The sequence below is a fragment of the Leptolyngbya sp. PCC 6406 genome (assembly GCF_000332095.2).
Taxonomy (GTDB): domain Bacteria; phylum Cyanobacteriota; class Cyanobacteriia; order Phormidesmidales; family Phormidesmidaceae; genus PCC-6406.
This window is the reverse complement of the sequence record NZ_KI913949.1, coordinates 4726723-4751117: the sequence shown is the minus strand read 5'-3', so window position 1 is coordinate 4751117 and position 24395 is coordinate 4726723. Positions and strand designations below refer to the sequence as shown.

At 56.1% G+C, this 24395-nt stretch carries 23 protein-coding genes; 8 read left to right on the top strand and 15 right to left on the bottom strand.

The window, feature by feature from the left end:
* Positions 1–316: 316 nt before the first annotated feature.
* The 8 genes from LEP6406_RS0221240 to psaC all read right to left on the bottom strand — a co-directional run bounded on the left by LEP6406_RS0221240 (position 317) and on the right by psaC (position 6220).
* Complete coding sequence (locus tag LEP6406_RS0221240; protein WP_008314480.1) at positions 317–1309, bottom strand: putative 2-dehydropantoate 2-reductase; 993 nt, start codon at positions 1307–1309, stop codon at positions 317–319.
* Positions 1310–1436: 127 nt separating this feature from the next.
* Positions 1437–2129, bottom strand: a complete 693-nt coding sequence (locus LEP6406_RS0221235; RefSeq protein ID WP_008314482.1) for a lecithin retinol acyltransferase family protein — start codon at positions 2127–2129, stop codon at positions 1437–1439.
* Between the two features lie 241 nt (positions 2130–2370).
* Positions 2371–2868, bottom strand: a complete 498-nt coding sequence (locus tag LEP6406_RS32360) for an FHA domain-containing protein (protein ID WP_008314484.1) — start codon at positions 2866–2868, stop codon at positions 2371–2373.
* A gap of 66 nt (positions 2869–2934) precedes the next feature.
* Positions 2935–3732, bottom strand: coding sequence for an FHA domain-containing protein (locus LEP6406_RS0221225; RefSeq protein WP_008314486.1), 798 nt, complete (start codon positions 3730–3732; stop codon positions 2935–2937).
* Between the two features lie 532 nt (positions 3733–4264).
* Positions 4265–4984: a 6-phosphogluconolactonase gene (gene pgl / locus LEP6406_RS0221215; RefSeq protein ID WP_008314488.1), complete on the bottom strand. Its 720-nt coding sequence runs from the start codon at positions 4982–4984 to the stop codon at positions 4265–4267.
* 72 nt (positions 4985–5056) lie between these two features.
* Complete coding sequence (locus LEP6406_RS0221210) at positions 5057–5437, bottom strand: cupin domain-containing protein (protein WP_008314489.1); 381 nt, start codon at positions 5435–5437, stop codon at positions 5057–5059.
* 64 nt (positions 5438–5501) lie between these two features.
* Positions 5502–5837 (bottom strand): hypothetical protein, encoded by a 336-nt coding sequence (locus LEP6406_RS29170; RefSeq protein WP_051463973.1) that lies wholly within the window; start codon positions 5835–5837, stop codon positions 5502–5504.
* A gap of 137 nt (positions 5838–5974) precedes the next feature.
* Complete coding sequence (gene psaC, locus LEP6406_RS0221200) at positions 5975–6220, bottom strand: photosystem I iron-sulfur center protein PsaC (RefSeq protein ID WP_002764973.1); 246 nt, start codon at positions 6218–6220, stop codon at positions 5975–5977.
* Positions 6221–6683: 463 nt separating this feature from the next.
* Between psaC and acpP the strand changes: the two genes are divergently transcribed.
* The 4 genes from acpP to LEP6406_RS0221180 all read left to right on the top strand — a co-directional run bounded on the left by acpP (position 6684) and on the right by LEP6406_RS0221180 (position 13372).
* Positions 6684–6923 carry an acyl carrier protein gene (gene acpP, locus LEP6406_RS0221195; protein WP_008314536.1) on the top strand — a complete coding sequence of 80 codons (240 nt, stop codon included), beginning with the start codon at positions 6684–6686 and terminating at the stop codon, positions 6921–6923.
* A gap of 81 nt (positions 6924–7004) precedes the next feature.
* Entirely contained in the window at positions 7005–8249 is a 1245-nt protein-coding gene (gene fabF / locus LEP6406_RS0221190; protein ID WP_409978151.1) for a beta-ketoacyl-ACP synthase II, read from the top strand.
* Between the two features lie 284 nt (positions 8250–8533).
* On the top strand, positions 8534–10540 hold the full coding sequence (gene tkt, locus LEP6406_RS0221185; RefSeq protein WP_008314541.1) for a transketolase: 2007 nt from the start codon (positions 8534–8536) through the stop codon (positions 10538–10540).
* A 525-nt stretch (positions 10541–11065) separates the two neighbouring features.
* Positions 11066–13372, top strand: a complete 2307-nt coding sequence (locus LEP6406_RS0221180; RefSeq protein ID WP_008317491.1) for a GUN4 domain-containing protein — start codon at positions 11066–11068, stop codon at positions 13370–13372.
* A gap of 400 nt (positions 13373–13772) precedes the next feature.
* Here LEP6406_RS0221180 and LEP6406_RS0221170 read toward each other — a convergent pair whose 3' ends face one another.
* Positions 13773–14255: an REP-associated tyrosine transposase gene (locus LEP6406_RS0221170; RefSeq protein WP_008317487.1), complete on the bottom strand. Its 483-nt coding sequence runs from the start codon at positions 14253–14255 to the stop codon at positions 13773–13775.
* A 309-nt stretch (positions 14256–14564) separates the two neighbouring features.
* Between LEP6406_RS0221170 and LEP6406_RS0221165 the strand changes: the two genes are divergently transcribed.
* Positions 14565–14792, top strand: coding sequence for a hypothetical protein (locus LEP6406_RS0221165; RefSeq protein ID WP_008317484.1), 228 nt, complete (start codon positions 14565–14567; stop codon positions 14790–14792).
* 268 nt (positions 14793–15060) lie between these two features.
* Here LEP6406_RS0221165 and LEP6406_RS0221160 read toward each other — a convergent pair whose 3' ends face one another.
* The 4 genes from LEP6406_RS0221160 to LEP6406_RS0221145 form a co-directional block, all read right to left on the bottom strand.
* Positions 15061–15366 (bottom strand): HigA family addiction module antitoxin, encoded by a 306-nt coding sequence (locus LEP6406_RS0221160; RefSeq protein WP_008317482.1) that lies wholly within the window; start codon positions 15364–15366, stop codon positions 15061–15063.
* Between the two features lie 12 nt (positions 15367–15378).
* Complete coding sequence (locus LEP6406_RS0221155) at positions 15379–15618, bottom strand: hypothetical protein (RefSeq protein ID WP_008317480.1); 240 nt, start codon at positions 15616–15618, stop codon at positions 15379–15381.
* A 36-nt stretch (positions 15619–15654) separates the two neighbouring features.
* Complete coding sequence (locus tag LEP6406_RS0221150; protein ID WP_008317478.1) at positions 15655–16776, bottom strand: hypothetical protein; 1122 nt, start codon at positions 16774–16776, stop codon at positions 15655–15657.
* Positions 16777–17082: 306 nt separating this feature from the next.
* The gene (locus LEP6406_RS0221145) at positions 17083–17349 is read right to left on the bottom strand and encodes a DUF2442 domain-containing protein (RefSeq protein ID WP_008317475.1); all 267 of its coding nucleotides are present in this window, start codon (positions 17347–17349) and stop codon (positions 17083–17085) included.
* 149 nt (positions 17350–17498) lie between these two features.
* Between LEP6406_RS0221145 and LEP6406_RS0221140 the strand changes: the two genes are divergently transcribed.
* A complete protein-coding gene (locus LEP6406_RS0221140; protein WP_008317474.1) occupies positions 17499–18665 on the top strand; it encodes a hypothetical protein in 1167 nt (388 codons plus the stop codon).
* Between the two features lie 454 nt (positions 18666–19119).
* Positions 19120–19926 carry a hypothetical protein gene (locus LEP6406_RS0221135; RefSeq protein ID WP_008317472.1) on the top strand — a complete coding sequence of 269 codons (807 nt, stop codon included), beginning with the start codon at positions 19120–19122 and terminating at the stop codon, positions 19924–19926.
* 218 nt (positions 19927–20144) lie between these two features.
* Here LEP6406_RS0221135 and LEP6406_RS0221130 read toward each other — a convergent pair whose 3' ends face one another.
* Positions 20145–21680 (bottom strand): N-acetylmuramoyl-L-alanine amidase, encoded by a 1536-nt coding sequence (locus LEP6406_RS0221130; RefSeq protein WP_008317470.1) that lies wholly within the window; start codon positions 21678–21680, stop codon positions 20145–20147.
* Positions 21681–21742: 62 nt separating this feature from the next.
* Positions 21743–22342: a methylated-DNA--[protein]-cysteine S-methyltransferase gene (locus LEP6406_RS29165; RefSeq protein WP_225886599.1), complete on the bottom strand. Its 600-nt coding sequence runs from the start codon at positions 22340–22342 to the stop codon at positions 21743–21745.
* Positions 22343–22737: 395 nt separating this feature from the next.
* Between LEP6406_RS29165 and LEP6406_RS0221120 the strand changes: the two genes are divergently transcribed.
* Positions 22738–24240, top strand: coding sequence for a phospholipase D-like domain-containing protein (locus LEP6406_RS0221120; protein WP_225886597.1), 1503 nt, complete (start codon positions 22738–22740; stop codon positions 24238–24240).
* The last annotated feature ends 155 nt before the right edge of the window (positions 24241–24395 follow it).

Below are 24395 nucleotides of genomic sequence, written 5' to 3'. Positions count from 1 at the left end.
GGGGATATTTCCAGGAAAGATAATTCCAGCTTCATCCCCAAGATTACCAATGCTGTAGAGTGGGCGCTGCCTATTATTTGGCAAGACCTGAGTTCAACTTAAGCTTCGCTGCCCATCCGCCAGGGAATAAATTGCCCTGGCTCATAGCAGAAGTCCGTTAAAACGGACTAGCCCCCCTATCCCCAGCCAGCTCCCAGTCCATTTTTAATGGCCATTAAAAATGAACTAGAGCCTGTTAGCCGGGAATTTTGAATTTCCGGCGGGGTGACAGCGCTGATACCGAATTGACGTTGGGAAGATATTTTTCGGAAATGATCTAACGCCTGCGTAGGCAACTACGGCGATCCAGTGCCTTGACTTGGTGATATAGCATTTCAATGCGAGGCACTGCCACCCCTGCGGATTGGGCTGCGCTTACAGGGGCACCTAAAATTGCCTCAACTTCTAGGGGGCGACCCTCGTCGTAGTCGATTTTCATACTGGTGCGATAGGGTTTCATGGCGCGAGTGTGGTCCATCATTTCGGCCACCAGACCTCGTGGCAAAGCTCGTCCTTGGCCTGGGGTCGCCTGCTCACCCCAGGCGGCGGCGGCCTCCAGAACTTCCCCCATCAATGCTTCGATGAGATGGGCGATGTTGGGGTCGTTTACCATGGCATCGGTGGTGGCGTCTAGGACTACCGAGAGGGCGTTGAAGGGAATATTCCACACCAGTTTGCGCCAGCGGGCCATGTACAGGTCTGGGGTCACCTCGGCGGCAATCCCCGCTGTTTGGAAATCTGCCGCGATCGCAGTTAGCAACGGGGACAGCCCCCCTGGTTGATCTTGGGGGTCATAGCGGCCTAGGAGGACATTGCCATAGTCCAGATGGTGAATATGACCCGGTCCTACCTTGTTGGAGCAGATAAAGCACAGGCCCCCCAGAACGGGGTGTCCTTGGGTCAGGGGTGCGATCGCAGATTCCACAGCAAGACCGTTCTGAAGCGTCAGCACCACCGTCTCCGGTCCCAGGAGGGGTGGCAGCAGGGTTCTCAGGAGGCTATTTTGGGTCGTTTTTAGTCCTATCAGCACCACATCCACTGGGGGCATAGCCTCCACCTGACGATAGGCATTGACCTGGGGCAGCACAAAGCTCCCCTTGACCGAGTCAATTCGGAGCCCCAAGGACTGGACATGGTCATAGTCTCGGTGCAGCAGATAATGCACCTCGGCCCCACTCCGTTGTAGGCAGGCTCCATAGTATCCGCCGATTGCACCTGTGCCGAGGATGGCATAGCGGCGAGACCCAGCAGCAGCAGGAATAACAGACACGAGGTTAGGGGGGTATAGGGTGTGGAGGTTTGAGGATACTGGGGGATGAACTGGCCGTCAAGGGAGCCATCTCAATACATCCCAGTAACCCATGTATTCCAATAACAGAAGTACCCTACGCTCTGGCTCACCCCAAATGCTGCTGGGACCAGCGGCGATTTTGCTCTAGGCTGAGTTGGACTTCCACCAGTTCCGCCAGTTGCTGAGTCAAGGTGGTGCGTTTGCGCTTGGCCTCCATCTTCCGCTGGAGGGCAGCGCGGGCGAGATCTTCGCGATCGCGGGCCAAGGCCACCTCTGCCACCCGCTGCCAGGTGTCAATATCCTGCTGAGCCCGTTGGTACTGACGCTGAAGACTCTGATGAGCAGTGGCAATATCCCCCAGCGCTTTCTGGAACAGGGTAATCGCCTCTTCTGGAGCGCGATTGCGGGCCGTGCCTTCGATCAATCGACGAAGTTCCGGCAGTTGCCGCTGATTCAAATTGAGGCCAAATCCTGCCAACTGCTCACTTTCACTGCGCCCGGTTTTGCACCAGGTGGCGAAATGCTCACAGTTATTGGTGAGTAGATCGTAGCGCTGCTCATTTAGGCGACTCTCGGCCCGTTGCACAACGATATCCGGCAAGTAGGATACTGACACGGCTTTGACAAATACACGCTGTCCCTGAGCAAAAAAGTCCAGAGAGGTACGGGCAATGGTGGCAGTGCCCGTCTTGCGATAGTGAATAATGGTGCCATCTCCACAGTCAATGCCGTGGTGCTCATAGGCCCTAGACAAGCCCATTAACTCTCGCATGGAATAAACCTGATCTCCCCGAGCCATGGGTTTCTCCTTAGATAGGCAATGATGCAACCCAGTAATACTGGTTTTCGAGGGCAAAGCTACCCATTAACCTTGCCTCACCGCCTCTTAAAGCTTTCGATAGCCGCCCATAGTCAGTGATATTCCTCCTGGGTAGGAGTCCTAAGAACCCAGCCCAATACCCCGTTTAGCCAGAATATATCAAGGGTTTGATGGGGTTGCCGGATACTGCTGGAGTCCCCTGAGCCTACATGGTCTGAGCTTACCTAGTGGGATGGGCGGCTGAATTCCCCGAGGTAATCTCATTGTCATCGTCAGCGATTCCAGAGGAAGTCAGGGTTTCTGAGCCGGGATGAATGTCTGTTTCCTTGGTGAAAGCGCTGGTACTAGCGGCATGGGCCACATGGGCTTCGGCATTGGCCTTGAGACGCATCAGAGCTTGTACCGCTTCGCGTCCATCCGCCCCCGTATTGATCTGGATATTGGGGCCAGAGCGGGCTAAGCGAATGATAATGCCATCCTTAACAGGGACTTGGGTGACCCGCTTGCCATCTAGATAGGTGCCGTTTGTCCCTAAGTTGACAATTTCCCAACCCTTGTCACCCCGTCTTACCTCAACGTGGTGGCGGGACACGACGGCACTGTAGAGCACTACATTGTTGTCGGTAGACCGCCCAATGCGAATAACCGAGTCTTCATCGAAGCTCCAGTGCTGAACCGGATTCTTATTTAGGGGATGCAGAAGGGATAGGGTAATCACATTACTCAACCAATTGCCGGAGTGAACAGTGGCAAAACAAACGCACGACTTTCAGCACCAAGATAGCTAAGGGGATTGGAATATAAAGGTGACCTTGTCACCCTTTCCCAGACCAATGCGATCTCCTGGCCGCAAACGGTGACGATTTCCGTAGGGTAGCGGCATATTGTTGACGTAGGTGCCGTTGGAACTCCCGACATCCTCAATATAGTAAACATCTCCCTCTACCCGCAGTTGGGCATGGGCGCGAGACACAATTTCTGAGTTAGGAAAACCGGCAACATCAATGTCAGGTGGGAATCGATCGTTGGGCTTGCCAATGCGGATCAGGGCCAACTGGGGGGACAACTCGATCAAACTGTTCGTTTGAACGTGCATCAGCTTAGCCTGGTTTACCTGAATTTGGGTGGCCCCTACCGCGTCTCCCGACACTCGGGGGGCAGGAGGGGATAGGGGAGCAACGGCGGAGGTTGCAGCCAAGGGAGGGGATGATGCTGGGATCGTCGCCAGCGGAGATGTCTCGGCCTCTGAGGATTCTTCGGGTAAGGATCCTACAGGGGGACCAGAAATGGGCTCTGGGGCAATGGGTTCAGGCGCAATTAAGGGATCAGGCGGGCTCAAGGGAGGAATCTCTGGGGTCGAGACTGCGTATTCCTCTCCCCCTAGGGTGTCATCCCCGGCTTTATCAGGGGTGGGGGCAGCGGAGCGCAGGTCAAACCCGCACTGGCCACAGAAACTAGCATCACTCTGTACTGGAGCCCCGCACCCTGGACAGGATTCCAGAGTGGGTAGGGGCGTATAGCAAGCCTCACACTGGACGGCACCGTCTGGGTTGGGATGGTTACAGTTCGGGCAAACGATCATGAACTGTTCCTTTACACTGCGACCATAATAGAGGAGAGTTTTGCCCTGAGTAGCAAGTATTACGGCAGGTTTCAGGGTAAACGTTGTCTAGACCTGTGGATCAGGATAGCGACGGGGGCAACCGTCATAATCCTTGCCGATGTCCTTCAGTCTGCTGACCTGTCGGATTGCATGCAACCCTGGCTTACCTAGATCTACGCTCTGGCTGGTCTTGCTTCCTGATTAATCTGACGGACTCTGTCCTGAATTTTACTGTGGGATGCGGAGAAATTTTTGCTGAAGTGAGGCAGGGACAGAAGAAATCTGGCTCCGGGTGTATTCCATCTCGGAAATAATCCCTTAGAGGGTATCTGAAAAGGGTAGTTGCCTACGAAAGAATTAGGGTTATGAGTACTGGTGCATGACGAAAGAATAAGGGTTTCAGCACCCATACTCGACTTCTCAGACACCCTCTAAGGCTGATTACGCTGCTGCCCTGGGGGGTACGTTCTTGGATCGTTGATGAAAAGGCTGGCAGTATCTGGACCCGTATTCAGATGGAACCCTCTAAGGCAGCTCCGGCGTCGCTATCGAGGAGCCACCACAACTCACCCTCGGGACGGATGAGGCGAGAGGGATAGGCTTGGTCGTCTCCGTCTTCGGCGAAGACTTGGGTTAAGGCGGGCTGTTTGTTGGTGCCAGTAACCAGAAACAGTACACAGCGGCTGCGGTTGATGGCGGCTGCGGTGAGGGTGATGCGAGGGGTGCCGTCCTTATCCCCCAGGGTGACGAGGTGATCGTCTACGGTGAGGGCTGCGGTATGGGGAAAGAGGGAGGCGGTATGGCCATCGTCGCCCATTCCCAGCAGTATGATGTCCGGGCGGGTCTCGATGCCTAATACCCCTTGGAGGGTGTGGTTATAGGCGGCGGCGGCGGCGGGTGGACTGAGATGGGTGGGGACTAGGTGAATCTGGCTTGGGGGAATTGCCACCTGATCCAGCCAAGCTGCTTTGGCCATGCCCGCATTACTGTCGGGGTGGTCGGGGGCTACATAGCGCTCGTCTCCCCAAAAAATATGCAGCTTGTCCCAGGGCAGATCGGTTTGTGCTAGGGCGAGGTAGAGGGGCTTGGGGGTGCTTCCCCCTGCTAGGGCCAGGGTGCAGCGGCCTCGCTCTGCGATCGCAGTTTCGATACGAGCGACGACGAGATCCCGCGATCGCTGAATTAGAGCCTCGCGAGTGGGATGAACTTCGATCTGGGGTACTGAAACCATAGTTCTAGCCCTTGGTAATACCGTTGCAGCCTAGACGATTCCTTGACTGGGGCAGGATTGCTTAAGCTTTCCTTAGGGCGTTTCACCGTCTTTGGTGTAAACCGTTTCATCCTCTTGCCGCCAAGCCGGATCCACAATGCAGATGAAAATGAGGTCCGTGACCCCCACACTGCGAATATATTGGCGGGCCTGGGGCGGAATGTAGACCGCATCCCCCGGTTCCACCCGCTGCACCTCATCGTCAATGTGCATTTCCCCAGCGCCACTCAGGATGTAGTACACCTCGGAGGTCGTCAGGGAATGGGGGGTAGAGGTTTGGCCTACGGGGAGGACGGCATGGGCCAGACTGTAGCGCAGGTCTAGGGGCTGCTTGTCGGGATGGAGTAGTTCTCGCAGACGGGTATTGTCCCCCGCCATGAATTCTTCGCAGTTCTGGAGTTTGCGGACAAGCATCGATCTCTCTTTAAAAGTTTTCTTTAAGTTTTTAGCTGTGTTGAGGATCTCAAATTTCTGAGTCTCAAACCCTGGTGGTGTTGAGCCGATCGAGACTGCGCTTCAGGGAGCCTTCTGGCTCAAAGTCGGGACAACCAATGGCGGCCTCAGACAGAGCTACTTGGGGATGGACGGGACACTTGAGATGGTAATCCCCGGAAAAATAACGACAGGCGGCACAGGGGATCCGATGCATTTGTCGTCCTCGGGTAATGCTATCCCGGAGGGCGATCCACAGGGTCCAGGCTCCTAGCCCGACAACGCCCCAAGCCGTGACAAAACATAGCGGTACCAGCAGTGGCTGGAGGCTATGGAGCAGGTGGTAGAGAACAATATGACCGAGGTGCACAGTGGAAGCCATAGGGACGTAATAGATGCCATGGAGCATAGGATCCATTATTTTAGGATCCACTGTTTAAAGATATAAGAAACGGCAGAAAAAAACCGGGCTGCTTGAGAGTACAAGCAGCCCGGTCTTCCATAACAGCATTGGCGGATCTAGTAGGCGAGACCCATGCTGCGAGTGGTTTCAGCCCCGAGGTATACCCGGATGCTGAGGAAGTCGGTGGGGCAAGCCGTTTCACAACGCTTGCAGCCCACACAATCTTCAGTGCGAGGGGAGGAGGCAATCTGAGCAGCTTTGCAACCGTCCCAAGGCACCATCTCCAACACGTCCAAGGGACAAGCCCGGACGCATTGGGTGCAGCCAATGCAGGTATCGTAAATTTTGACGGAATGAGACATTGAATGAAGACTCCAATGTTAACGGGACTTTTCGATGTATTAGGGCGCTTCAGCGGTGTCACGGATGTCACACAGTCTGAAATGAACGCCTAGCAAGGGTTTTCCAATCTTTGTTGAATAGTCTATAGCGTTGGTTTTAGACCACTGGGAGCAGCTCCATAAAAATTTATGGATCGTAATACTTTTATCCTTGGATTTGTCCTTGGAACTGGGCGCGGGGGATCCATTATCAAATTCGTCAAAGTTCCCCCTCTGGGGACAGGACGGTTTCCTGGCCGAACATCCTCCCTTGGGACGGTACGCTTTCCGATAAGATTGTGAGAATGCCTAGCGTCCAGTCCCCAGTGAAGTGGGATGAACCCAGAGGAACCCGTAAGTCTCGTTCTATCTAGAGCGAGGACTAATGGCTGGGTTTAGGGCGTGAGGGTTGTCCACAGCAAATATCCGTAGGGAGTTCACAGCCATGAGCGAAGAGGTTTTTGAGAAGGTCAAGAAGATCGTTGCCGAGCAGCTTGGGGTAGACGAAGCAGAAGTCAAGCCAGAAGCCAGCTTTGCCAACGATCTAGGTGCTGATTCCCTGGATACCGTGGAATTGGTTATGGCACTAGAAGAGGAATTCGATATTGAGATTCCTGATGAAGCCGCTGAAGGTATTGGCACTGTCCAAGCCGCTGTGGACTTTATCAAAGAGAAAGCTGCTTAGGGATGGAATGGCCCTAGGGCTGTTGTTGTCGATGGGGCGTTCAGCCTTGAGTGCCTGCAATTTAGGTGAACCATGACAGAGTTGGAAGCAAAGCGTGTTGTCGTAACGGGCCTGGGTGCGGTGACTCCCCTGGGCAATGACCTAGAGTCGTACTGGCAAGGTCTCCTTGCGGGTCGCTCTGGAATTGGGCCAATTACCCAGTTTGACGCCTCAAACCATGCCGCCCGCATTGCGGGGGAAGTGAAGGGGTTTGACCCTTTGCAGTACCTCGATCGCAAGGATGTGAAACGCATGGATCGCTTTGCCCAGTTCGCTGTGGCGGCTAGCCGTCAGGCGCTTGAGGATGCTCAGCTCCAAATTACGGATCTGAATGCAGAGCAGGTGGGGGTCATGATTGGGACGGGGGTGGGGGGCCTCCGAGTGATGGAGGAGCAGCAGGAGATCTACCTCAACCGAGGCCCTAGTCGCTGTAGCCCCTTTATGGTTCCGATGATGATTGCCAATATGGCGGCGGGGTTGACGGCTATCCACACGGGGGCCAAGGGGCCGAATTCCTGCCCGGTGACGGCCTGTGCGGCGGGTTCTAATGCCATTGGCGATGCCTTTCGTCTGGTTCAGCAGGGCTATGCCCAGGCCATGATTTGTGGCGGCACCGAAGCGGCGGTGACTCCCTTGGCGGTGGCGGGGTTTGCTTCAGCCCGTGCCCTTTCTACTCGCAATGATGATCCCACGGCGGCTAGTCGTCCCTTTGACCGCGATCGCGATGGTTTTGTCATTGGGGAAGGCTGCGGCGTTTTAATTTTGGAATCCCTGGAGCACGCCCTGAGCCGGGGTGCCCGGATCTACGGGGAAATAGTGGGTTACGGGATGACCTGTGATGCCTATCACATGACGGCCCCAGTCCCCGGCGGGGCGGGGGCCGCCCGCTGTATCCAATTGGCTCTAAAGGATGCTGGGATCACGCCGGAGCAAGTGAGCTATATCAATGCCCATGGCACCAGTACTCCGGTCAACGATCCGACGGAGACGAATGCCATTAAGACCGCACTAGGGGCGGTGGCTCATCAGGTAGCGGTGAGTTCGACCAAGTCCATGACCGGACACCTGCTGGGGGGCTCGGGGGGTATTGAGGGGGTGGCCACCACGCTGGCGGTAGCCCGCGATCGCATTCCCCCCACCATTAATTTGGCGAATCCTGATGAGGCTTGCGACCTAGACTACGTACCCAATCAGTCGCGACAGCAGACTGTAGAAGTTGCCCTCTCCAACTCCTTTGGGTTTGGGGGCCACAATGTCACCTTGGTTTTTCGCAAGTATCGTAGCTGAGGCTACAGATTCATGGACGCATAGGTATAATGACCTAACAAAGGGCTACTGATTGCATCGTTTTGCATCGCTTCATCCGTTGATGCACGATCCATTTCTCTACCCTCGGTGTGGGTCTGACAGCAAACTCATCGGTTATTCATTAGAGCTAGGATTTAATGTTGTCCGTCGGTCGCCCCGGTGGGATGATAGAAGCAGGCAGCCTGTTGCCGTCTGCTTCTTCCTAGGTTGGATTTGCAAATCAGGTGCCCACTGTACCGTTCTGTCGTTCAGTATTTAGGTCTATGGCTGTCGCAACCCAATCCTTGGAAGCGCTCTGCGTTAACTCCATTCGTTTCTTGGCAATTGATGCCGTTCAAAAGGCTAACTCTGGCCACCCAGGGCTGCCAATGGGGGCGGCACCCATGGCTTTTGTGCTGTGGGATCGCTTTATGCGGTTTAATCCCAAAAATCCCCAGTGGTTTAACCGCGATCGCTTCGTGCTATCTGCGGGCCATGGCTGCATGTTGCAGTATGCCCTACTTCACCTGACGGGGTACGACAGCGTTACCCTAGACGACCTCAAGCAGTTTCGCCAATGGGGCGCGACCACGCCCGGTCACCCTGAGAACTTTGAAACCCCCGGTGTTGAGGTGACGACAGGTCCCCTGGGCCAAGGCATCTGCAACGCGGTGGGTCTGGCCATGGCGGAGGCCCACCTCGCGGCCCGCTTCAACAAGCCCAACGCCACGGTGGTAGACCACTACACCTACGCCATCCTAGGGGACGGCTGCAACATGGAAGGGGTTTCTGGTGAAGCCTGCTCCTTGGCGGGTCACCTGGGACTGGGTAAGCTCATTGCTCTCTACGATGACAACCACATTTCCATCGATGGCTCCACGGACATCTCCTTCACTGAGGATGTGGGTAAGCGCTTTGAAGCCTATGGCTGGCATGTGCTCCATGTGGAAGATGGCAACACCGACCTAGAGGGGATTGCTAAGGCGCTTGAGACGGCAAAATCCGTCACCGATAAGCCCACCCTGATCAAGGTCACGACCACGATTGGCTACGGTTCCCCCAATAAGTCCAATAGTGCCGGAGTCCACGGTGCGCCCTTGGGGGGAGATGAAATCAAGTTGACGCGGGAAGCCCTGGGCTGGACCTACGGGGACTTTGAGGTGCCCGCCGATGCCCTAGCCCACATGGGTAAAGCGGTGGATCGCGGTGCTAGCTACCAAGCTGAGTGGGAGGAAACCCTCGCCACCTACCGCACCCAGTATCCCGAAGATGCGGCGCTCTTTGAGCGGATGCTGTCGGGTGAGTTGCCCGTAGGCTGGGCCGATGCCCTGCCCACCTATGCCCCTGGGGATAAGGCGCTGGCTACGCGCAAAACCTCGGAAATGACCCTCAATGCCTTGGCTCCGGTGCTGCCGGAACTGATTGGGGGCTCCGCTGACCTGACTCACTCCAACCTGACGGAGTTGAAGATTTCTGGCAGCTTCCAGAAGGGAGCCTACGAAAATCGCAACCTGCGCTTTGGGGTGCGGGAGCACGGGATGGGGGCGATTTGTAATGGTATTGCCCTGCACAACTCGGGGTTAATTCCCTACTGCGCTACCTTCCTGGTGTTTGCCGACTACATGCGGGCGGCCATTCGGCTGTCGGCCCTGTCTGAGGCGGGGGTGATTTATGTCATGACCCACGACTCCATTGGCCTTGGGGAAGATGGCCCCACCCACCAACCTGTGGAGACGATTGCCTCTCTGCGGGCGATTCCCAACCTGACGGTGATTCGCCCTGCGGATGGTACTGAAACCTCTGGGGCTTACAAGGTGGCGGTGGAAAGCCGTAAGGCTCCTACGCTGATGGCCTTTTCCCGCCAGGGTCTGCCCCAACTGGAGGGCAGCTCTGTAGAAGGGGTGGCTAAGGGAGCCTATGTCCTCTCTGATAGTGACGGCACCCCTGACCTGATTCTGATTGGGACGGGCAGTGAGGTTTCTCTCTGTGTCGAGGCGGCGAAGGTGCTGCGGTCGGAAGGCAAGAAAGTGCGGATTGTGTCGATGCCGTCTTGGGAGTTGTTTGACGCCCAGGATGCTGCCTACCAGGAATCGGTGCTGCCTAAGGCTGTCACTAAGCGGCTGGCGGTGGAAGCGGGGATCAGCATGGGTTGGTGCCGCTATGTTGGCGGTGCAGGCGATGTGATCAGCGTGGAAACCTTCGGTGCCTCTGCTCCCGGTGGCTTGGTTATGGAGAAGTTTGGCTTCACGGTGGAAAATGTGGTGAGCCGAGCCAAGGCGCTGCTGGCCTAGGGATCTGGCAACATGAATCAAAAAAGCGTGTGGGTGCGATCATCGCACCCACACGCTTTTTTTGATGCAGCTATAGGGTATTAAGGCCGCGATCGCACCAAGCCCAGCCTTTCTGCGGTACATTGCTCCACATTCGCGTAGCCGCACCTTAGCATTCACCTCCAGAATCCCGTAGGGTGCATTCGCGGCATCAACCTCCCTCACAACAGCGAGACCACCCCCCCTAACCGCAATGCACCGCCCATCCCGTAGGGTGCATTCGCGGCACCAACCTCCCTCGCAACTCCGAAACCAACCCCCCTAGCCGCAATGCACCGCCCATCCCGTAGGGTGCATTCGCGGCACCAACCTCCCTCGCAACAGCGAGACCAACCCCCTTAGCCGCAATGCACCGCCCATCCCGTAGGGTGCATTCGCGGCACCAACCTCCCTCGCAAATGTGAGATCAACCCCCCTAGCCGCAATGCACCTCTTCCAGGGTCGCAGATGACCGTTTAGATTAAGAAACAAACCTGCCCTGCGACCATGACCCAACCCCCTCCGCCACCTCCCCAGGAGCGCATCGCCGAAATCCTGCTCAAATTCATCGCCGCTGGGGGGCTCACCGCTGGCGGAGCCGGAGCCTTCTGGCAAATCCTCAAAGAAGACGGCAGCATTGCTAAAGCCATTGCCTACGGAGCGATCGGCCTGGGCATCGCCTACGGGGCCAAGCTGCTGCTGCCCATCCACCGGGGCAACGAACAGCGGCTAGAGCAAGTGGGGCAATCCATCAACAACCGAATCGATCGCGCGACCGAGCAGGCAATTACTCGCGCCACGGGGTTTGAAGACTGGTACCTGCAATGCCAAGCGTGGGAGTGCCAGTCCTACCGCTCAGAGGGGATGCCCCAACAAGAAGGGATCTTCGCTCCCCTGTTGGAAGAGGTGTTTGTGCCCCTAGCCCTCGACCTCAGCGCCACCCGGCCAGGATTCAGAGCAGCCCCCCAGGATTTCAAGGCCCAAGACTGGGAGCGCCTCAGCAACCTCAACATTTGGCACTTTCTCAAACAAGCCGAATCCACCCGCCCTTACCGCCAATTGGTGATTTTGGCCTGGGGTGGCTACGGCAAAACCACCCTGCTCAAGCACATCGCCTACCTCTACGGCACCGGGCAGCACAGCCGCCACCAGGTAAAACAACGGATTCCAGTCCTGCTGGTTTTGCGCAAGTACCGCGACCTGCTGGCCCAGGAGAATGCCCCCGACCTGCCCACCCTGATCACCCAGCACCACATTCCCAGCCTGCCCAAGGAAGGCAAAAACCGTCCCGTGCCCACCAACTGGGCCACCGACCTGCTGCGCCGGGGGGATGGGGTGATCATGCTCGACGGCTTTGATGAAGTAGCCAGCGACCAGCGCCCCGCCGTGGCCCGCTGGATCAACGAGCAGATGCGCCGCTACGGCAATGCCGTCTTTATTGTCACCTCCCGGCCCAAGGCATACCGCAACCAAGACCCTGCCCACCGTTTGGAGCTGTCTACCCCCCTGTGGGTACGCAACTTTGATGCCGACCAACGCCAAGCCTTTGTCACCCGCTGGTACCAGTGCCAAGAGCGCTACGCCCACGGCGGCAGAGCCACCCCCGATGTGGTGCAACTGGCCAACACCAACGCCCAAGACCTGCTGACCCAGATCGAAGCCCGCCCAGAACTGCAAGACCTCGCCAAAAACCCGCTGCTGCTGAACATGATCGTCACCTTTCATCGGCGCTATCCAGGGGCAAAACTGCCCCAGCGGCGGGTAGAGCTATACCGCGACATTTGCCAACTTCAACTCAAAGACCGTCCCCGCGCCCGCGAACTCGACTCCTTGCTGACCCAGTGCGAAGCCCAAACCCTGTTGCAAATGCTGGCCCTGCACATGATGCAGCAGCGCCAAGAGCGCATTCCCCAAGGGGATCTGCGGCGCTTTATGACCCAATGCCTGCACCAGCAGGAAGAAGCTGTGGATGCAGCGGAATTTATCGACCAAGTGGTGCAGATTAGTGAGCTGCTGGTGCAGCAGGAGGACGAGTACGAATTTGCCCACCTCAGCTTTCAGGAATACCTGACCGCCGCCGAACTGGCCCGCATCGGACAAGAAGAATTGCTCTACGACCACTTTGCCGATGATTGGTGGAAACCCACCATTTCCCTCTACGCCGCCCAGGTGAAACCCGCCCCCCTGTTGCGAGCCATGCTCGACCGGGGAGCCACCGACCTGGCCTACGCCTGCTGGCAAGACACCACCAAACGCCTGACCCCAGAACTAGAGGAGGAGCTAAAGGGACTCCAGCAAACCGTCACCACCTCGCGCTATCAACAGCTAGAGGACTACCTCAAAAATGGCCAGTGGCGAGAAGCCGATCAAGAGACCTATCGACTGATGATTACAACCGTTGGCAAGGAAGACGGGCAGTGGTTTGATTCGGAAGAACTGCTGAACTTTCCCTGCGACGAGCTGTTGACCATAGATGGGCTATGGGTGAAGTATAGCCGGGGCAAATTTGGCTTTAGCGTGCAAAAGAAAATCTATGTAGAGACAGGCAACCCACTCGATGGCCAGTATCATAAAGACACTTTCGAAAAATTTGCGGATCGCGTCGGCTGGCGCAAAGGCGGCGAATATCTGAACTACGACAACCTCCAAGCGAATCCCTCTTTATCTCCGGAGGGAGAATCTCCCATCTGGGTTGCCCTTGGTGATTCATTGATTGTGGATTTGTTGTCTTCTTCTCTCGCACCGAGACTTGTAAACTGTAGCGGTTTAATGCAAAATTGTAAATTCAAAAACATCAAAATCCACCCTTTTTGAACTTTGAATTTTTAACTTTGAACTTTATTCTTCCCCTTCGCACTCACCACAATCTTCGACATAATCTTCACCAACTCTTCCGACTCACCCATCAATCCCCTCATGCGCTCCTCTGGCACCAGATCGGTCGCCACTAGCAAACGTAGCCAGCCCGTAGGGTGCATTCGCGGCACCAACCTCCCTCGCAACAGCGAGACCAACCCCCTTAGCCACAATGCACCGCCCACAGATAGGTTTCGGTGCATTGTGGCCACGGCTTGCGGTGCATTGCTTCGCGAATGCACCCTACGGTTTTTGGTGCATTGCGGCCACGGCTTGCGGTGCATTGCGGCCACGGTTTTGGTGCATTGCTTCGCGTTGGCGGAGCCTCGCCTTGGCGTTATGCACCCTACGTTTGTACCTACGTTAAATATCGATGGATGCTGGAATAGGGCCAATCGGTAGGACAAGCAACCAAGCCGTGTTTCACCGGATTGTGGTGAATGTACTCGCAATGGTTGATGAAATCCTGCTGATCGCGGAGACAATGCTCCCAATAGCGGCGCTGCCAGAGATTACCTTCCTGTCGCCGTTCGCCTGACAGAGTTTTCTCCGAGGGCAGCGCCAATTTTTGGCCACACGCCTTGGTAACCATCAGCTTGATTAATCGCCACCGCTTGCCATAGTCGCTGTCCTCCTCAGGCAACGTCCAAATACAGTGCAAATGATCAGGCAGTAAGACAAAAGCATCAATGGTAAAGGGGTACTTTTTGCGGATGGTAACGATAGCCTCCCTCAGGGACTGTCTGCCCAGATCGGTACATAGCCACGGGTAGCGTTGATAGGTGACATGGGTAAAGAAATAGCTGCCACCAGCACCATGAAAACGTCGATAATTCGGCATAGCCAGACAAGACGCACCACCTCCAGAATGCCCGTAGGGTGCATTCGCGGCATCAATATCCTTGGCAAATATGAGATTAACCTTCCTGGCCGCAATGCACCGCTCACGGTTGATAGATTTTGGTGCATTGCTTCGCGTTGGCATAGCCTCGCATTGGCGTTACGCGACGCACACCTCCAGAATTCCCGTAGGGTGCATTCGCGGCACCAACCTCCTTCGCAACTCCGAGACCAACCCCCTTAGCCGCAATGCACCGCCCACATAAAGACGTGCATAACACACCCATAGGAACAACCCTTCTCTCGCACAATGACAACCCTCAGCCATATTCAGCAGAAGCTTGCTGATCTCGATCAACGTCAACTTCTACAGGTGGCGGAGTTTATCGAGAAGATTAAGTTAGTGAACCCTTCCTCCAAAAAAATTACTGACTTCTACGGAGCATTCACTGCAAGACAACGTTCTGCCAGCAAAGTAGAAATGCGCCAGCAGGTATCAGACTACCTTGCCCAAAAACATAAGCTTGGCCAAGAATGACTGACTTTTTTTGGGTGGATGCCTTCACAATGATCAATCCTTTTCTGCCAGCCAGTACTAGTGCTGGGCGGCGGAAATACCCTGGCCGTTCTATCGTGACACACTCGGCCCCTCTCCCTAGCCCTCTCCAAGGGGGCGAGGGGACCGGACAATTTTGGGCTGGCGCGACAGAATAGCAAGCTTATTTCGGCCTGGGTGTACTAGGTTGCCCAGCATGATTTGCAGGATGTTCACATAGAAGTGAATAGGAGTTCAGGTAGAAAAGAGGTCAAGAAGCAGCTTGATAGGGATGAATCTCAGCCAAGGCTTCTGCTTCCTCCTGCTGGGCTTGATAGAGATCCCATCGCAATTGCAAGGTCAGCCAAAAATCCACAGACGTGGCAAAAAACTTGGCCAATCGCAGAGCCAATCCCGGCGTTAAGCTCTGTTGTTGATTTATCACAGCCTCAATCGTCGCGACTGGCATATTGATGGAAGTCGCTAACCCCTTGGTAGAGATCTCCAGTGGCGCTAAAAATTCCTCTAGCAACATTTCACCAGGGTGGGTTGGGGGGCGGTGGGTGGGGACTCTCATAGGCCAGCGACTCTAGTGATAATCAACAATTTCAACCTCAGTGGCTCCCTGCTCCGACCAGCCAAAACAAATACGATGGCGATCAATGTAGCGGCGCACATAGCCCACCATCGCCTTTTTCAGGGTCAGATTTTTACCGATGTCCCAGTCCAGCCTGTTCAGGGTTTCGCTGCCCTTGTCTTTCACCAAGCTGGTGATCAGACCGCCCAGGCCAGCGGCGGCGGCTCCGATCAGGGGTTCAAATCCGGTCATAGCGGGGATGGCGGTAGCCCATTACAACAAAGTACTTTACGTCTTAATCAATTGCAGTCGCCTCATGAGCGCGGGGCGATTGCGATAGTCTGCCTTGAGCCGCTCTAAGCGCTGGCTAAAGACAGGCAACTGTCCCTGGTGCTCAGCCAAGTCCCGCAGGTCTTCGATTAATCTTGTGGCCTCATCGTAGGCATGGGCCTGTTTCACCTGAATCAAATCTAGTACCCGATCCCAGGTTTGGGTCGCCTTAGGAGCCAGGGCCTCCAGCTCTTTGATACGCTGCCTTTTGGCGGCAGCTTTCTCCTTTCGTTGGCGCTTGGCCGCCACATCGTCGGCGATCGCCACCAGATCCGAAAATCGCCGCCGTTCTTGCTCTGAGGCTAGCGGTAGGGGGGAATCAGCCCCCGCCAACTCCTTCAGTCGGTTAATCAATTGCAGATCGACGTGGGGTTCTCTCCGAACCAGTTTCAGCAAAAATTGCTGACGTTCTGCCTCGGTTAGCTGGGGGAGCCACTCTTCTAGAGACGGGACCGGGGCTGGCCGATGGCTAGGGCTAGTCTGAGCGACGGCGGCAATCAGGTCGTTGTCCAGCTCCACTAACTCCACAAATGCCTTTAGGGGCGGGGTTAGTTTCTCCAGGTTGGGCGGTAGGGGCGGCTCAGTCGGGTCTTCATCCTCGCCATACTCCATCAGGTTAGGACATACCCGCAACCAGACCAAATACAGCAACCGTAGGTCACCCGCCAACAGGTCATCACGCAGGGGTAATAGCCGGGGTAGCCAGCCTTCGCCCTCGACCCAACCCACCATGCCATCTTCTTCCTGAATCTTAATGTTGAGAATCAGGTGGTGGGCGGTGGTAGAGATAGCGATCGCATCCTCGATCTCATAGGGTTTGAACCATGCAAGATCAACCAGCGCTTTGGGCAAGCGAAACATGAGCTGCCAGGTGCCCCAGTTGGCGATGTAGAGCATCGCGTCAAAATACTTGGTCAATATGGCCTCTGGGTCACCCCGAAAGTCGCCATAGTTGTAGACAAAGCTGGCCCTGTGGGGGGTAATGTGGGCTCGACTTGACAGCGCTTGCAGGGTTTCCTGTTCTTGGGGTGTCAGGGCGCGATCGAGGGCTTGAAATTCATAGTACTGATATTCGCTCATTGGTGTTTGCCCCCCATGTTGCAGGCTGAAGTTCCAAGCATTAAAGAAGTTGCGTTAAGGCCATAGTATCCGCTGGCATTGCAACAGATAAGTAAACTCAACCCCCCGAACCCCCTGAGGGTATCAACTCAAAGCGGGACAAATCCCTTGGGGAGGAGTTAGGAGTTAGGAGCCAGAATCTAGGAGAGTACTGGATTCTGACTTCTGACTCCTGAATTCCTCGGAACCAATATTGTCTCGGCTTCCGTTGATACCCCATCCTGACGGCCCAGCAGGGAATGGTTATCGATCAGGGTGCTGGGGATCTTAGGATTTGGCTATGCAGAGAAATCGCTCTGGGTGCTGGATGATGTCAAGGGAGAGATCGACATCGAGATCGGGCCAGTAGAGATGACCGGGGTGGGGCTCTTCTAGGTTAAAAACGTGCTTGATGGGTGCGTCTTTGAACCAAGGGAATTGGTCGTAGGGCAAGAAATATTCGCGATCGCGGCAGAGCAGCCACAGACCGTTAGCGGAAATATTGCTAATTTCCGTCTGGGAAGTAACGGTTCCATGCGTTCCTGAAGTCGTCATAGTATTCCTCAATTAGCTTCTCCACCTGCTTTATTAGACCAATACCGTGGGGGTCACCTTACGAATTGTCAACCTGTCTGAAACTTCTGTGCCCGCTATGAAGACAGCAGTCTAAAGCACGATGTAAATTTGCAGGGGAGGAAATCGAGATGGCTTGGAGGCACGCTGCGGGCGGATGCTTAGCGCTATTGCTGTTGGCCCAGGGAACCGCCCTGGCAGATGCCAGCGCCGAGCTGCACGGGGAAAGTCAGGCCACCGATATCCCAGAGCAGTCTACGGATGAAGCGCCCCTGCCCTGGGCTGAGTTGCAGTCGAGGGATCTGGAACAACCGCTGCTGGGGGGTGAATATAGCCGGATCATGGCCTTACTTTGGGCCGAAGTGGAGGAGAGGTGGGTGGTGCGATCGCACGCCATCACCACCGCCTGCAATGCCCTGGGCAGTGACATGGCCTACCTGCGCGGGCGCGTCCCCCGCCAGATCGAAGATGCCTACCGCCAGATGGCCCCCTTCCAAACCAAAGCGCTGTCTGAGCCATGGCCAACCCCAGGCGCGCAGCACTCTACCCCCCTCAGCTTACGCACTATTTTTCCTCCCTTTGATGACATCGAGGCCGAAGCCCTGCTGGAGCTAATTCGTGCTGATGATCACCACACCTACATTGAATACGAGCAGTTGCTCAGACGCTTTGTAAACCTCGATCTTGCCGCCTATCTCGACCCCGCCCAGGACGATGTGCCCCTCTCCTGCGCCGAGTTCCTGGTCTATGTAGAAACCCTCTATCACGAATTTCAAGACCCGACGGGGGGCCTGGGACAGCACGAGCATTTTTTGTACGACGCCGATCGGCTGATTCAAGAGCTGCTGACGATGCTGCAAGAGGTGCGGCGATCCCTGGCTCTGCTGGAGGCCACCAAGACGAATTCAGGGGAAAATTCAACGACGGCAGGGTGGGCACCGCCCACCGTTAAAGGCAACCTTGCCCAAACGTCCTCCAGGGAGGCGATCGCTCCCCAATCCCCTCAGCAAATAGCGCAGTTTATACCGCTACCTGCCATCGCGATCGCAGACGAGGCCCCCGTCACCCGCCGCGCCTTTCTACTGGCTATGCTGGATCTCATGGTGGATCTGATGGCCTCCCTAGAGTCCCCTTTTGGCTCCCCCCCGTTACGCCCCTTGACCCAGTGTGGTGGCTATAGAATAAGGGGGCTTATGAGCCCTGCCGAGGAGATGGAGTGGGAGGTTTGGAATATGATGCAAGCCCTCGACAGCCTCAATCTGGAAATTTTGACTCTGGTGCGCGATCAGGATCAATAGCACGATATTTACCGGGGCCACCAGCCCTTATCTACTGCCTTTTACTGCCTTTCACCCCACCGTTACTATGAAGGCCGATAGGGGGGTATTTCCACTGGGGCCGGTGCCAACAGGACTTGCGATAAGCTGAATCGTACCGAAACGGGCTGTACTCAGGAGACGCATTCAACATGGGGAAGCATAAGAAGAAAAAGGTCGCTGCTACTTCGAGTCCTCGCGGCTTTGACAAAAAGAGCCTTGGTGTTGAGATGTAGCGAGTGCAGGCTTATGGCGCTAAGGGAGATTGGCGGGCAGCGTATGAGGTTCTCCAAGGTCTAATCCAGCAGTATCCCCAAGAGCAACAGGTGTGGGAATATCTGGCGGAAAGGGTGACACCCCGACAGGTGGTCCCGTTGGGTGCTATCAGCGCGATCGCACTGATAGCTTCAGACCAATGTCACTACAGGACACCTGTATGCGCCGAAATAGCCGCCAAAATATGTGCCGGACAAGTATTCGCCTTGGCGTGGGTCTGGGATGTCTGGGCTTGGGTGCCCAGGTATTGGCCTGTGTGCCTCTGTCCCCCGCAGATTCTAGCCCCACCGCCACCCCTGTCCCCGAGACCCCAATCCGCACCCTGCCTGTGGTGCTGGAACCCCTGCTGCCCCCCTTAACCGAAGCGGAAGGGCAAGCCCTAGCAGCAGAGATGCTGACCGGAATAGATACCTGGTTTGGGCTGGCGGGGGTAGATAAGGTGCCCGCGCCGCCTCGCTACTCTGATGCTTTGCAGGACTACCGCGAAGCGTGGAGTGCCATCCAGGCGGATGGTGCCAATTTCCTCGGCTATTGGCATAACGACGAGGGCTATCCCTATAGCCTCAGCGTTTTTCCCAGCCTCACCCCAGGGCAGGTGTGCATTCTGGAGTTCAAGCCAGAATGGAGCCTCGACATCCTCAATGAAGAAACCGGGGAAACCGTCAAGGATATGATCAGCGAGGAAATTCTGTCCTTTTCAGTGGCAACGGTGGAGCAGGGGATGCTCCGTAGTAGCCAGGTGCGCTCCCAGGGATCTGCCATGGTATACAGCCGCTATACGGTGGGGGAAGCTTACTCGGTGGTGTTTTGGGCAGTGGAGGATGAGCGTCAAACGGTGCGGGTAGTGTCCGCTAGCAGTCCCCCTACCCTGCCCCCAGATTTGTCCCAGGAACTAGGCCCCCAGATAGAACAGGCGTTGGCAGATCACGGCTGCACCGCTGGCTTACCTCCCGAGGGCGATCGCTGAAATCCTGTCTGAGATCGTTCTCAACCATGACGCCATGCTTGGATTCAGGCCGCGATCGCACCAAGCGCTGCCTTTTGCCGGGGCATCAAGGTAAGCCGAGACAATATTGGCTCCCAAGAATTCAGGAGTTAGGAGTCAGAATCCAGTACTCTCCTAGATTCTCGCTCTTAACGCCTAACGCCTCCCCACGAGATTTGTCCCGCTTTGAGTTGATACCCTTAACGGTTCTGGAAGTAGCGCACAATGCCATCGGCGATGGCCTGGGCCATGCGTTCTCGCCAAGCCGCATCTGCTAAGCGTTGAACATCTTCTTGCCCGGTCAAGAAGCCAATTTCTAGCAGCGTTGAGGGCATGGCGGTGTTCCGCAGAACGTAAAAACGGGCCTGCTTCACCCCGCGATCGCGCATTCCCGAGGCAGGCAAAATGCTGGCATGGATCGTCTCTGCCAGCCGTCGCCCTGCTTCTGAGAAATAGTAGGTCTCGATACCGTTAACATCCGGGCGGCTGAGGCTGATGGCATTGGCATGGATGCTGACAAAAATGGTGCCTCGGCCCTGGTTGGCAATGTCCACCCGAGGCTGGAGGTCCAGGGTGCGATCATCGGAACGGGTCATGATCACCTGAATGCCTTGAGCCCGAAGCAGTTCTGCGACTCGTAGGGACACGGGCAAGACTACATTTTTCTCCTGAAGGCCACCAATACCAATGGCTCCTGGATCGCGGCCTCCATGGCCGGGATCAATCACCACCACCACCTGACTGAGGTTGGGGGGGACTTGGGTGGCTGGGGGTTGGGGTTGGGGCGGTACCCCCACCGGAGGCTGGGGACCAGGGGGGACCGTAATCGGCTGGGAGGCGCTGGCGGGCAGTTGGTCAGGGATAGATGCGATCGCAACATTTGCTGGAGGCAATAGAGTCACCCCGCCGATGCTGCTGGCATTCACCTGCCAGTCGGGACTTCCTGGAGCCAGCGTCAAGAGCACCTGGGTCACAGGGGGATTTTGCGGAAGCTGGGTGATCTCCCAGCGGGAGACACTGTAGCGGCTGACGGGCAGGGCTTGGGGGCGCAGCAACGGGGAAATCGAGCTATTCCGCAGTGTGACCAGAATTTGCCGAGGCTCATCGCCGCCGCCGCGCCGCTCCACCTCAATCTCAGGCACTTGGCCCCGAGTTCGCAAAAAGAACCCATCCGGGGTAGTCAGGACATTGTCCAACTGGGTAGCGGCACCGGGTACCACGCTGCCGCTGACGGTATTGGGTGCATCCGCCGCTGGCGTCTCTGGTGTCGGGGTGCTGGTGCGAGTCGGCGTGGGCAATTGCACCACCCACTCATTGGCCTGGACACCCCGTACCTCAATTTGGCGAGGATCCACCGTGTAGCCCGCATTCAACTCAATTACGATGCGCGTAGTTTGGGCATCAAATTGCCCTACCCGCACCTCCCGTACCGCTCCCCCTACGGACTGATTGGCGGTGGGTCGCCCCAGGGTTGTCCCCGGCAGATCAATGACGATGCGGGTCGGGTTGAAAATCAACTGTGCCCGAGGTTGGACACCTGTATCGGTGGTGAACACCAGACGATTTTGGCGGGCATCAAACCGCCAAGACTGAAGCTGGGCAGCCTCAGCGGGCATCGTAAACACTAGGGCACTGACGGCCCCTAAAGTTGCAGGAAGTAGACAGTTATATCGCAATGCGAGGTAATCCCCCAGCACAAAACTCAGTAGAGGGTGATGACGCCAGGTTGTCGTCATCGGTGCCAACCATGACGATGGCTTCGCAAGTTTGGCACCTCTAGTCGGGAAAGTCTAGCGGGTTAAAGTCTAGCCGCTACCGGCAGCTTTGGGGGCAGTTCAGGTAAGGAGATCGGTGTGGCAGCGCCTTGGGCTTCCCATCCCAGCATCAGCGCCTTGCGTTCTAACCCCCATCGGTATCCCCCCAACTGGCCCGATCGTCGAATGACACGATGGCAGGGAATGATATAGCCCACCGGATTGCGGCCTACAGCATTACCAATTGCCCTGGCTGCTGTGGGCCGTCCGATGGCCTGGGCTAAATCCTGGTAGGTGGTCGTAGTCCCCCAGGGAATCTGCAACAGGGCACGCCACACCTGAATCTGAAAGTCGCTGCCTTTGACGTGCAGCACCACGGATTGGGGATGTTCTGGGGCGGTCTGGAAAATGCGATCGCCCAGTCTTTGAATGGCTTCCGGTTCATAACTGAGAGGCACATCAGGCCATTGAGCCCGGAGCAGAGCCTCAAGGTTATCCTCGTCAGGATCATGCAGAAAATGCAAGTTGCAAATTCCCTGGTCGGTCGTCGCTAGCAATGCTGGCCCAAAGGGTGTCTCATGAGTGCCATAGACAATCCCTGGTCCCGCGCCGCCGCCTGCCTCTATCCCAGGTGACATAGCCATCAGTACAACTCGCGGATGCGAAAATCGAGCCTCACTGCCACTCTCTATCCCCATGTCACCACCTACGTTGTTGGTCTGTATTCCAGCAGTTGTAGGGTGCATTCGCGAAGCAATGCACCATTCCCGAAGCTGACCTTGCTAGACAAGCCCTGCGGGATGCCATCATCGCCATGCGGCGCAAATATCCCTTCACCATCGATGCCTTTGTGCTGCTGTCCGAATGGTACATGGCTGGCGCGAATACACCCTACGAGGCTTTCGCTGCTCGGGCGGCATCGTCTCAAGGGTCGCCAGTCATCCATGTAACGCATCCATACAGTTCATCAATAAAAATAGATAATCTTCGAAAAACCTGGTATGCGTCCGCTGTTCTTAAGGTGTAATAGCAGAGAACGTTGTCTACCGTTCTCCATCAGGCTGTGCATCCATCTATCCTTTCTCGCCGCTGGCAGTGGCTAGCCCTTGTTGCCCTTGGGATTTTGCTGGTGCTGTGGCTGGGTCGCTGGCCCAGTCGAGCCGTCTCGCCTCTCCTCACCCCCCTGCCTCAGGATCCCTACATCCAGGTCTATCTCAACCATTCCCAAGCAGCGGTCTACACTGACCCCTATCGCCGCATCCAACGCCACGGGGATGATTTAGAGCAGATCATTATCGATGCAATCCAGCAGGCCCAAACTTCCATTGATGTGGCGGTGCAGGAAATTAACTTGCCGCACATTGCCCTCGCCCTGCGCGATCGCGCCCAAGCCGGTATCCCCGTCCGTATTGTCATCGAAAATCAATACAACCGAGTGTGGCAACCCGTCAATCGGCCCCAATTAGAGGGAATGGAAGATCGCGATCGCGGTCGCCATAGTGAGCAGCGCCGCCTCATCGACGCCAACAACGACGGCAAAATCACCGCCGCCGAACTCGATCAAGGCGACGCCATCCGCATTTTTCAAAAGTCGGGCCTTCCCCTAATCGACGACACCGCCGACGGATCCAAGGGCAGCGGCCTCATGCACCACAAATTCATGGTGGTGGACGGAAAAACCTTAATCACGGGTTCCGTTAACTGGACCCTGAGCGATGTCCACGGCGACTTTGCCGAACCCGATAGCCGGGGCAACGCCAATGCCCTGCTCAAAATCACCAGCCCAGAGCTAGTCGCCCCCTTTACCGAAGAATTCAATCTGATGTGGGGGGATGGCCCTGGCGGCAAACCCGACAGTCTATTCGGCCTGCAAAAACCAGCGCGATCGCCCCGCATCCTTCAGATTCCCAACTCCCAAGTCACCGTCCAATTCTCCCCCCTCTCCAAAACCCAACCCTGGAGCCAGAGCACCAACGGCTTGATCAGCCAAACCCTAGCCCAGGCCCAGCAACGTATTGACATGGCCCTATTCGTCTTTTCCGATCAGGGCATCAGTAATGGCCTCGCCCAACGCGCCCAAGTCGGGGTACAAATCCAAGCCCTGATCGACGCCGACTTCATCTACCGCTACTACAGCGAAGGGCTAGACATGCTGGGACTGGCCATACCCGATCACCGCTGCAAGTTCCAAGCTGATAACCGTCCCTGGACCCAGCCGATTCAGGCCGTGGGCAAAGCGCCCCTGGCCCAAGGCGACAAGCTGCACCACAAGTTCGCCCTGATAGACAACACCATCACCATCATCGGCTCCCACAACTGGAGCGCCGCCGCCAACCACACCAATGATGAGAATCTACTGGTGATCCGCAACCCTACCGTCGCCGCCCACTTTCGCCGCGAGTTTGATCGCCTCATCGACGGCGCTGAACTCGGCTTTACCCGTGAACTCCAAGACTACCTCCAGCGCCAGCGCAAAGCCTGCGGGCTCTCTCGCTCTAGGTCTGGGGATACTCAATTATCAATTTCTGTCGGGATGTCCTGAGGCTAGATATGACTGGGGCAAATTGCCTCAAAATACGGGGCATCCTTTTTGAGACTGAGTGTCATAACTGATGGGGTTGCAGTCTTGTCCAAATTGGACTGCTGATTGCTATATCTGACTTGCTCTCATATCTGAAATTTTCCTTTTTGGGTAAG

Coding starts and splice junctions, on each gene's coding strand:
- LEP6406_RS29170 (WP_051463973.1), bottom strand. CDS start 5,837: ATGGCTTCCACTGTGCACCTCGGTCATATTGTTCTCTACCACCTGCTC.
- LEP6406_RS0221130 (WP_008317470.1), bottom strand. CDS start 21,680: ATGACGACAACCTGGCGTCATCACCCTCTACTGAGTTTTGTGCTGGGG.
- LEP6406_RS0221210 (WP_008314489.1), bottom strand. CDS start 5,437: ATGCTTGTCCGCAAACTCCAGAACTGCGAAGAATTCATGGCGGGGGAC.
- acpP (WP_008314536.1), top strand. CDS start 6,684: ATGAGCGAAGAGGTTTTTGAGAAGGTCAAGAAGATCGTTGCCGAGCAG.
- LEP6406_RS0221225 (WP_008314486.1), bottom strand. CDS start 3,732: ATGATCGTTTGCCCGAACTGTAACCATCCCAACCCAGACGGTGCCGTC.
- LEP6406_RS0221155 (WP_008317480.1), bottom strand. CDS start 15,618: ATGACCGGATTTGAACCCCTGATCGGAGCCGCCGCCGCTGGCCTGGGC.
- LEP6406_RS0221145 (WP_008317475.1), bottom strand. CDS start 17,349: ATGACGACTTCAGGAACGCATGGAACCGTTACTTCCCAGACGGAAATT.
- LEP6406_RS0221180 (WP_008317491.1), top strand. CDS start 11,066: ATGACCCAACCCCCTCCGCCACCTCCCCAGGAGCGCATCGCCGAAATC.
- pgl (WP_008314488.1), bottom strand. CDS start 4,984: ATGGTTTCAGTACCCCAGATCGAAGTTCATCCCACTCGCGAGGCTCTA.
- LEP6406_RS0221135 (WP_008317472.1), top strand. CDS start 19,120: ATGCGCCGAAATAGCCGCCAAAATATGTGCCGGACAAGTATTCGCCTT.
- LEP6406_RS0221150 (WP_008317478.1), bottom strand. CDS start 16,776: ATGAGCGAATATCAGTACTATGAATTTCAAGCCCTCGATCGCGCCCTG.
- LEP6406_RS0221160 (WP_008317482.1), bottom strand. CDS start 15,366: ATGAGAGTCCCCACCCACCGCCCCCCAACCCACCCTGGTGAAATGTTG.
- LEP6406_RS0221165 (WP_008317484.1), top strand. CDS start 14,565: ATGACAACCCTCAGCCATATTCAGCAGAAGCTTGCTGATCTCGATCAA.
- LEP6406_RS29165 (WP_225886599.1), bottom strand. CDS start 22,342: ATGGCTATGTCACCTGGGATAGAGGCAGGCGGCGGCGCGGGACCAGGG.
- LEP6406_RS0221235 (WP_008314482.1), bottom strand. CDS start 2,129: ATGGCTCGGGGAGATCAGGTTTATTCCATGCGAGAGTTAATGGGCTTG.
- LEP6406_RS0221140 (WP_008317474.1), top strand. CDS start 17,499: ATGGCTTGGAGGCACGCTGCGGGCGGATGCTTAGCGCTATTGCTGTTG.
- tkt (WP_008314541.1), top strand. CDS start 8,534: ATGGCTGTCGCAACCCAATCCTTGGAAGCGCTCTGCGTTAACTCCATT.
- psaC (WP_002764973.1), bottom strand. CDS start 6,220: ATGTCTCATTCCGTCAAAATTTACGATACCTGCATTGGCTGCACCCAA.
- LEP6406_RS0221170 (WP_008317487.1), bottom strand. CDS start 14,255: ATGCCGAATTATCGACGTTTTCATGGTGCTGGTGGCAGCTATTTCTTT.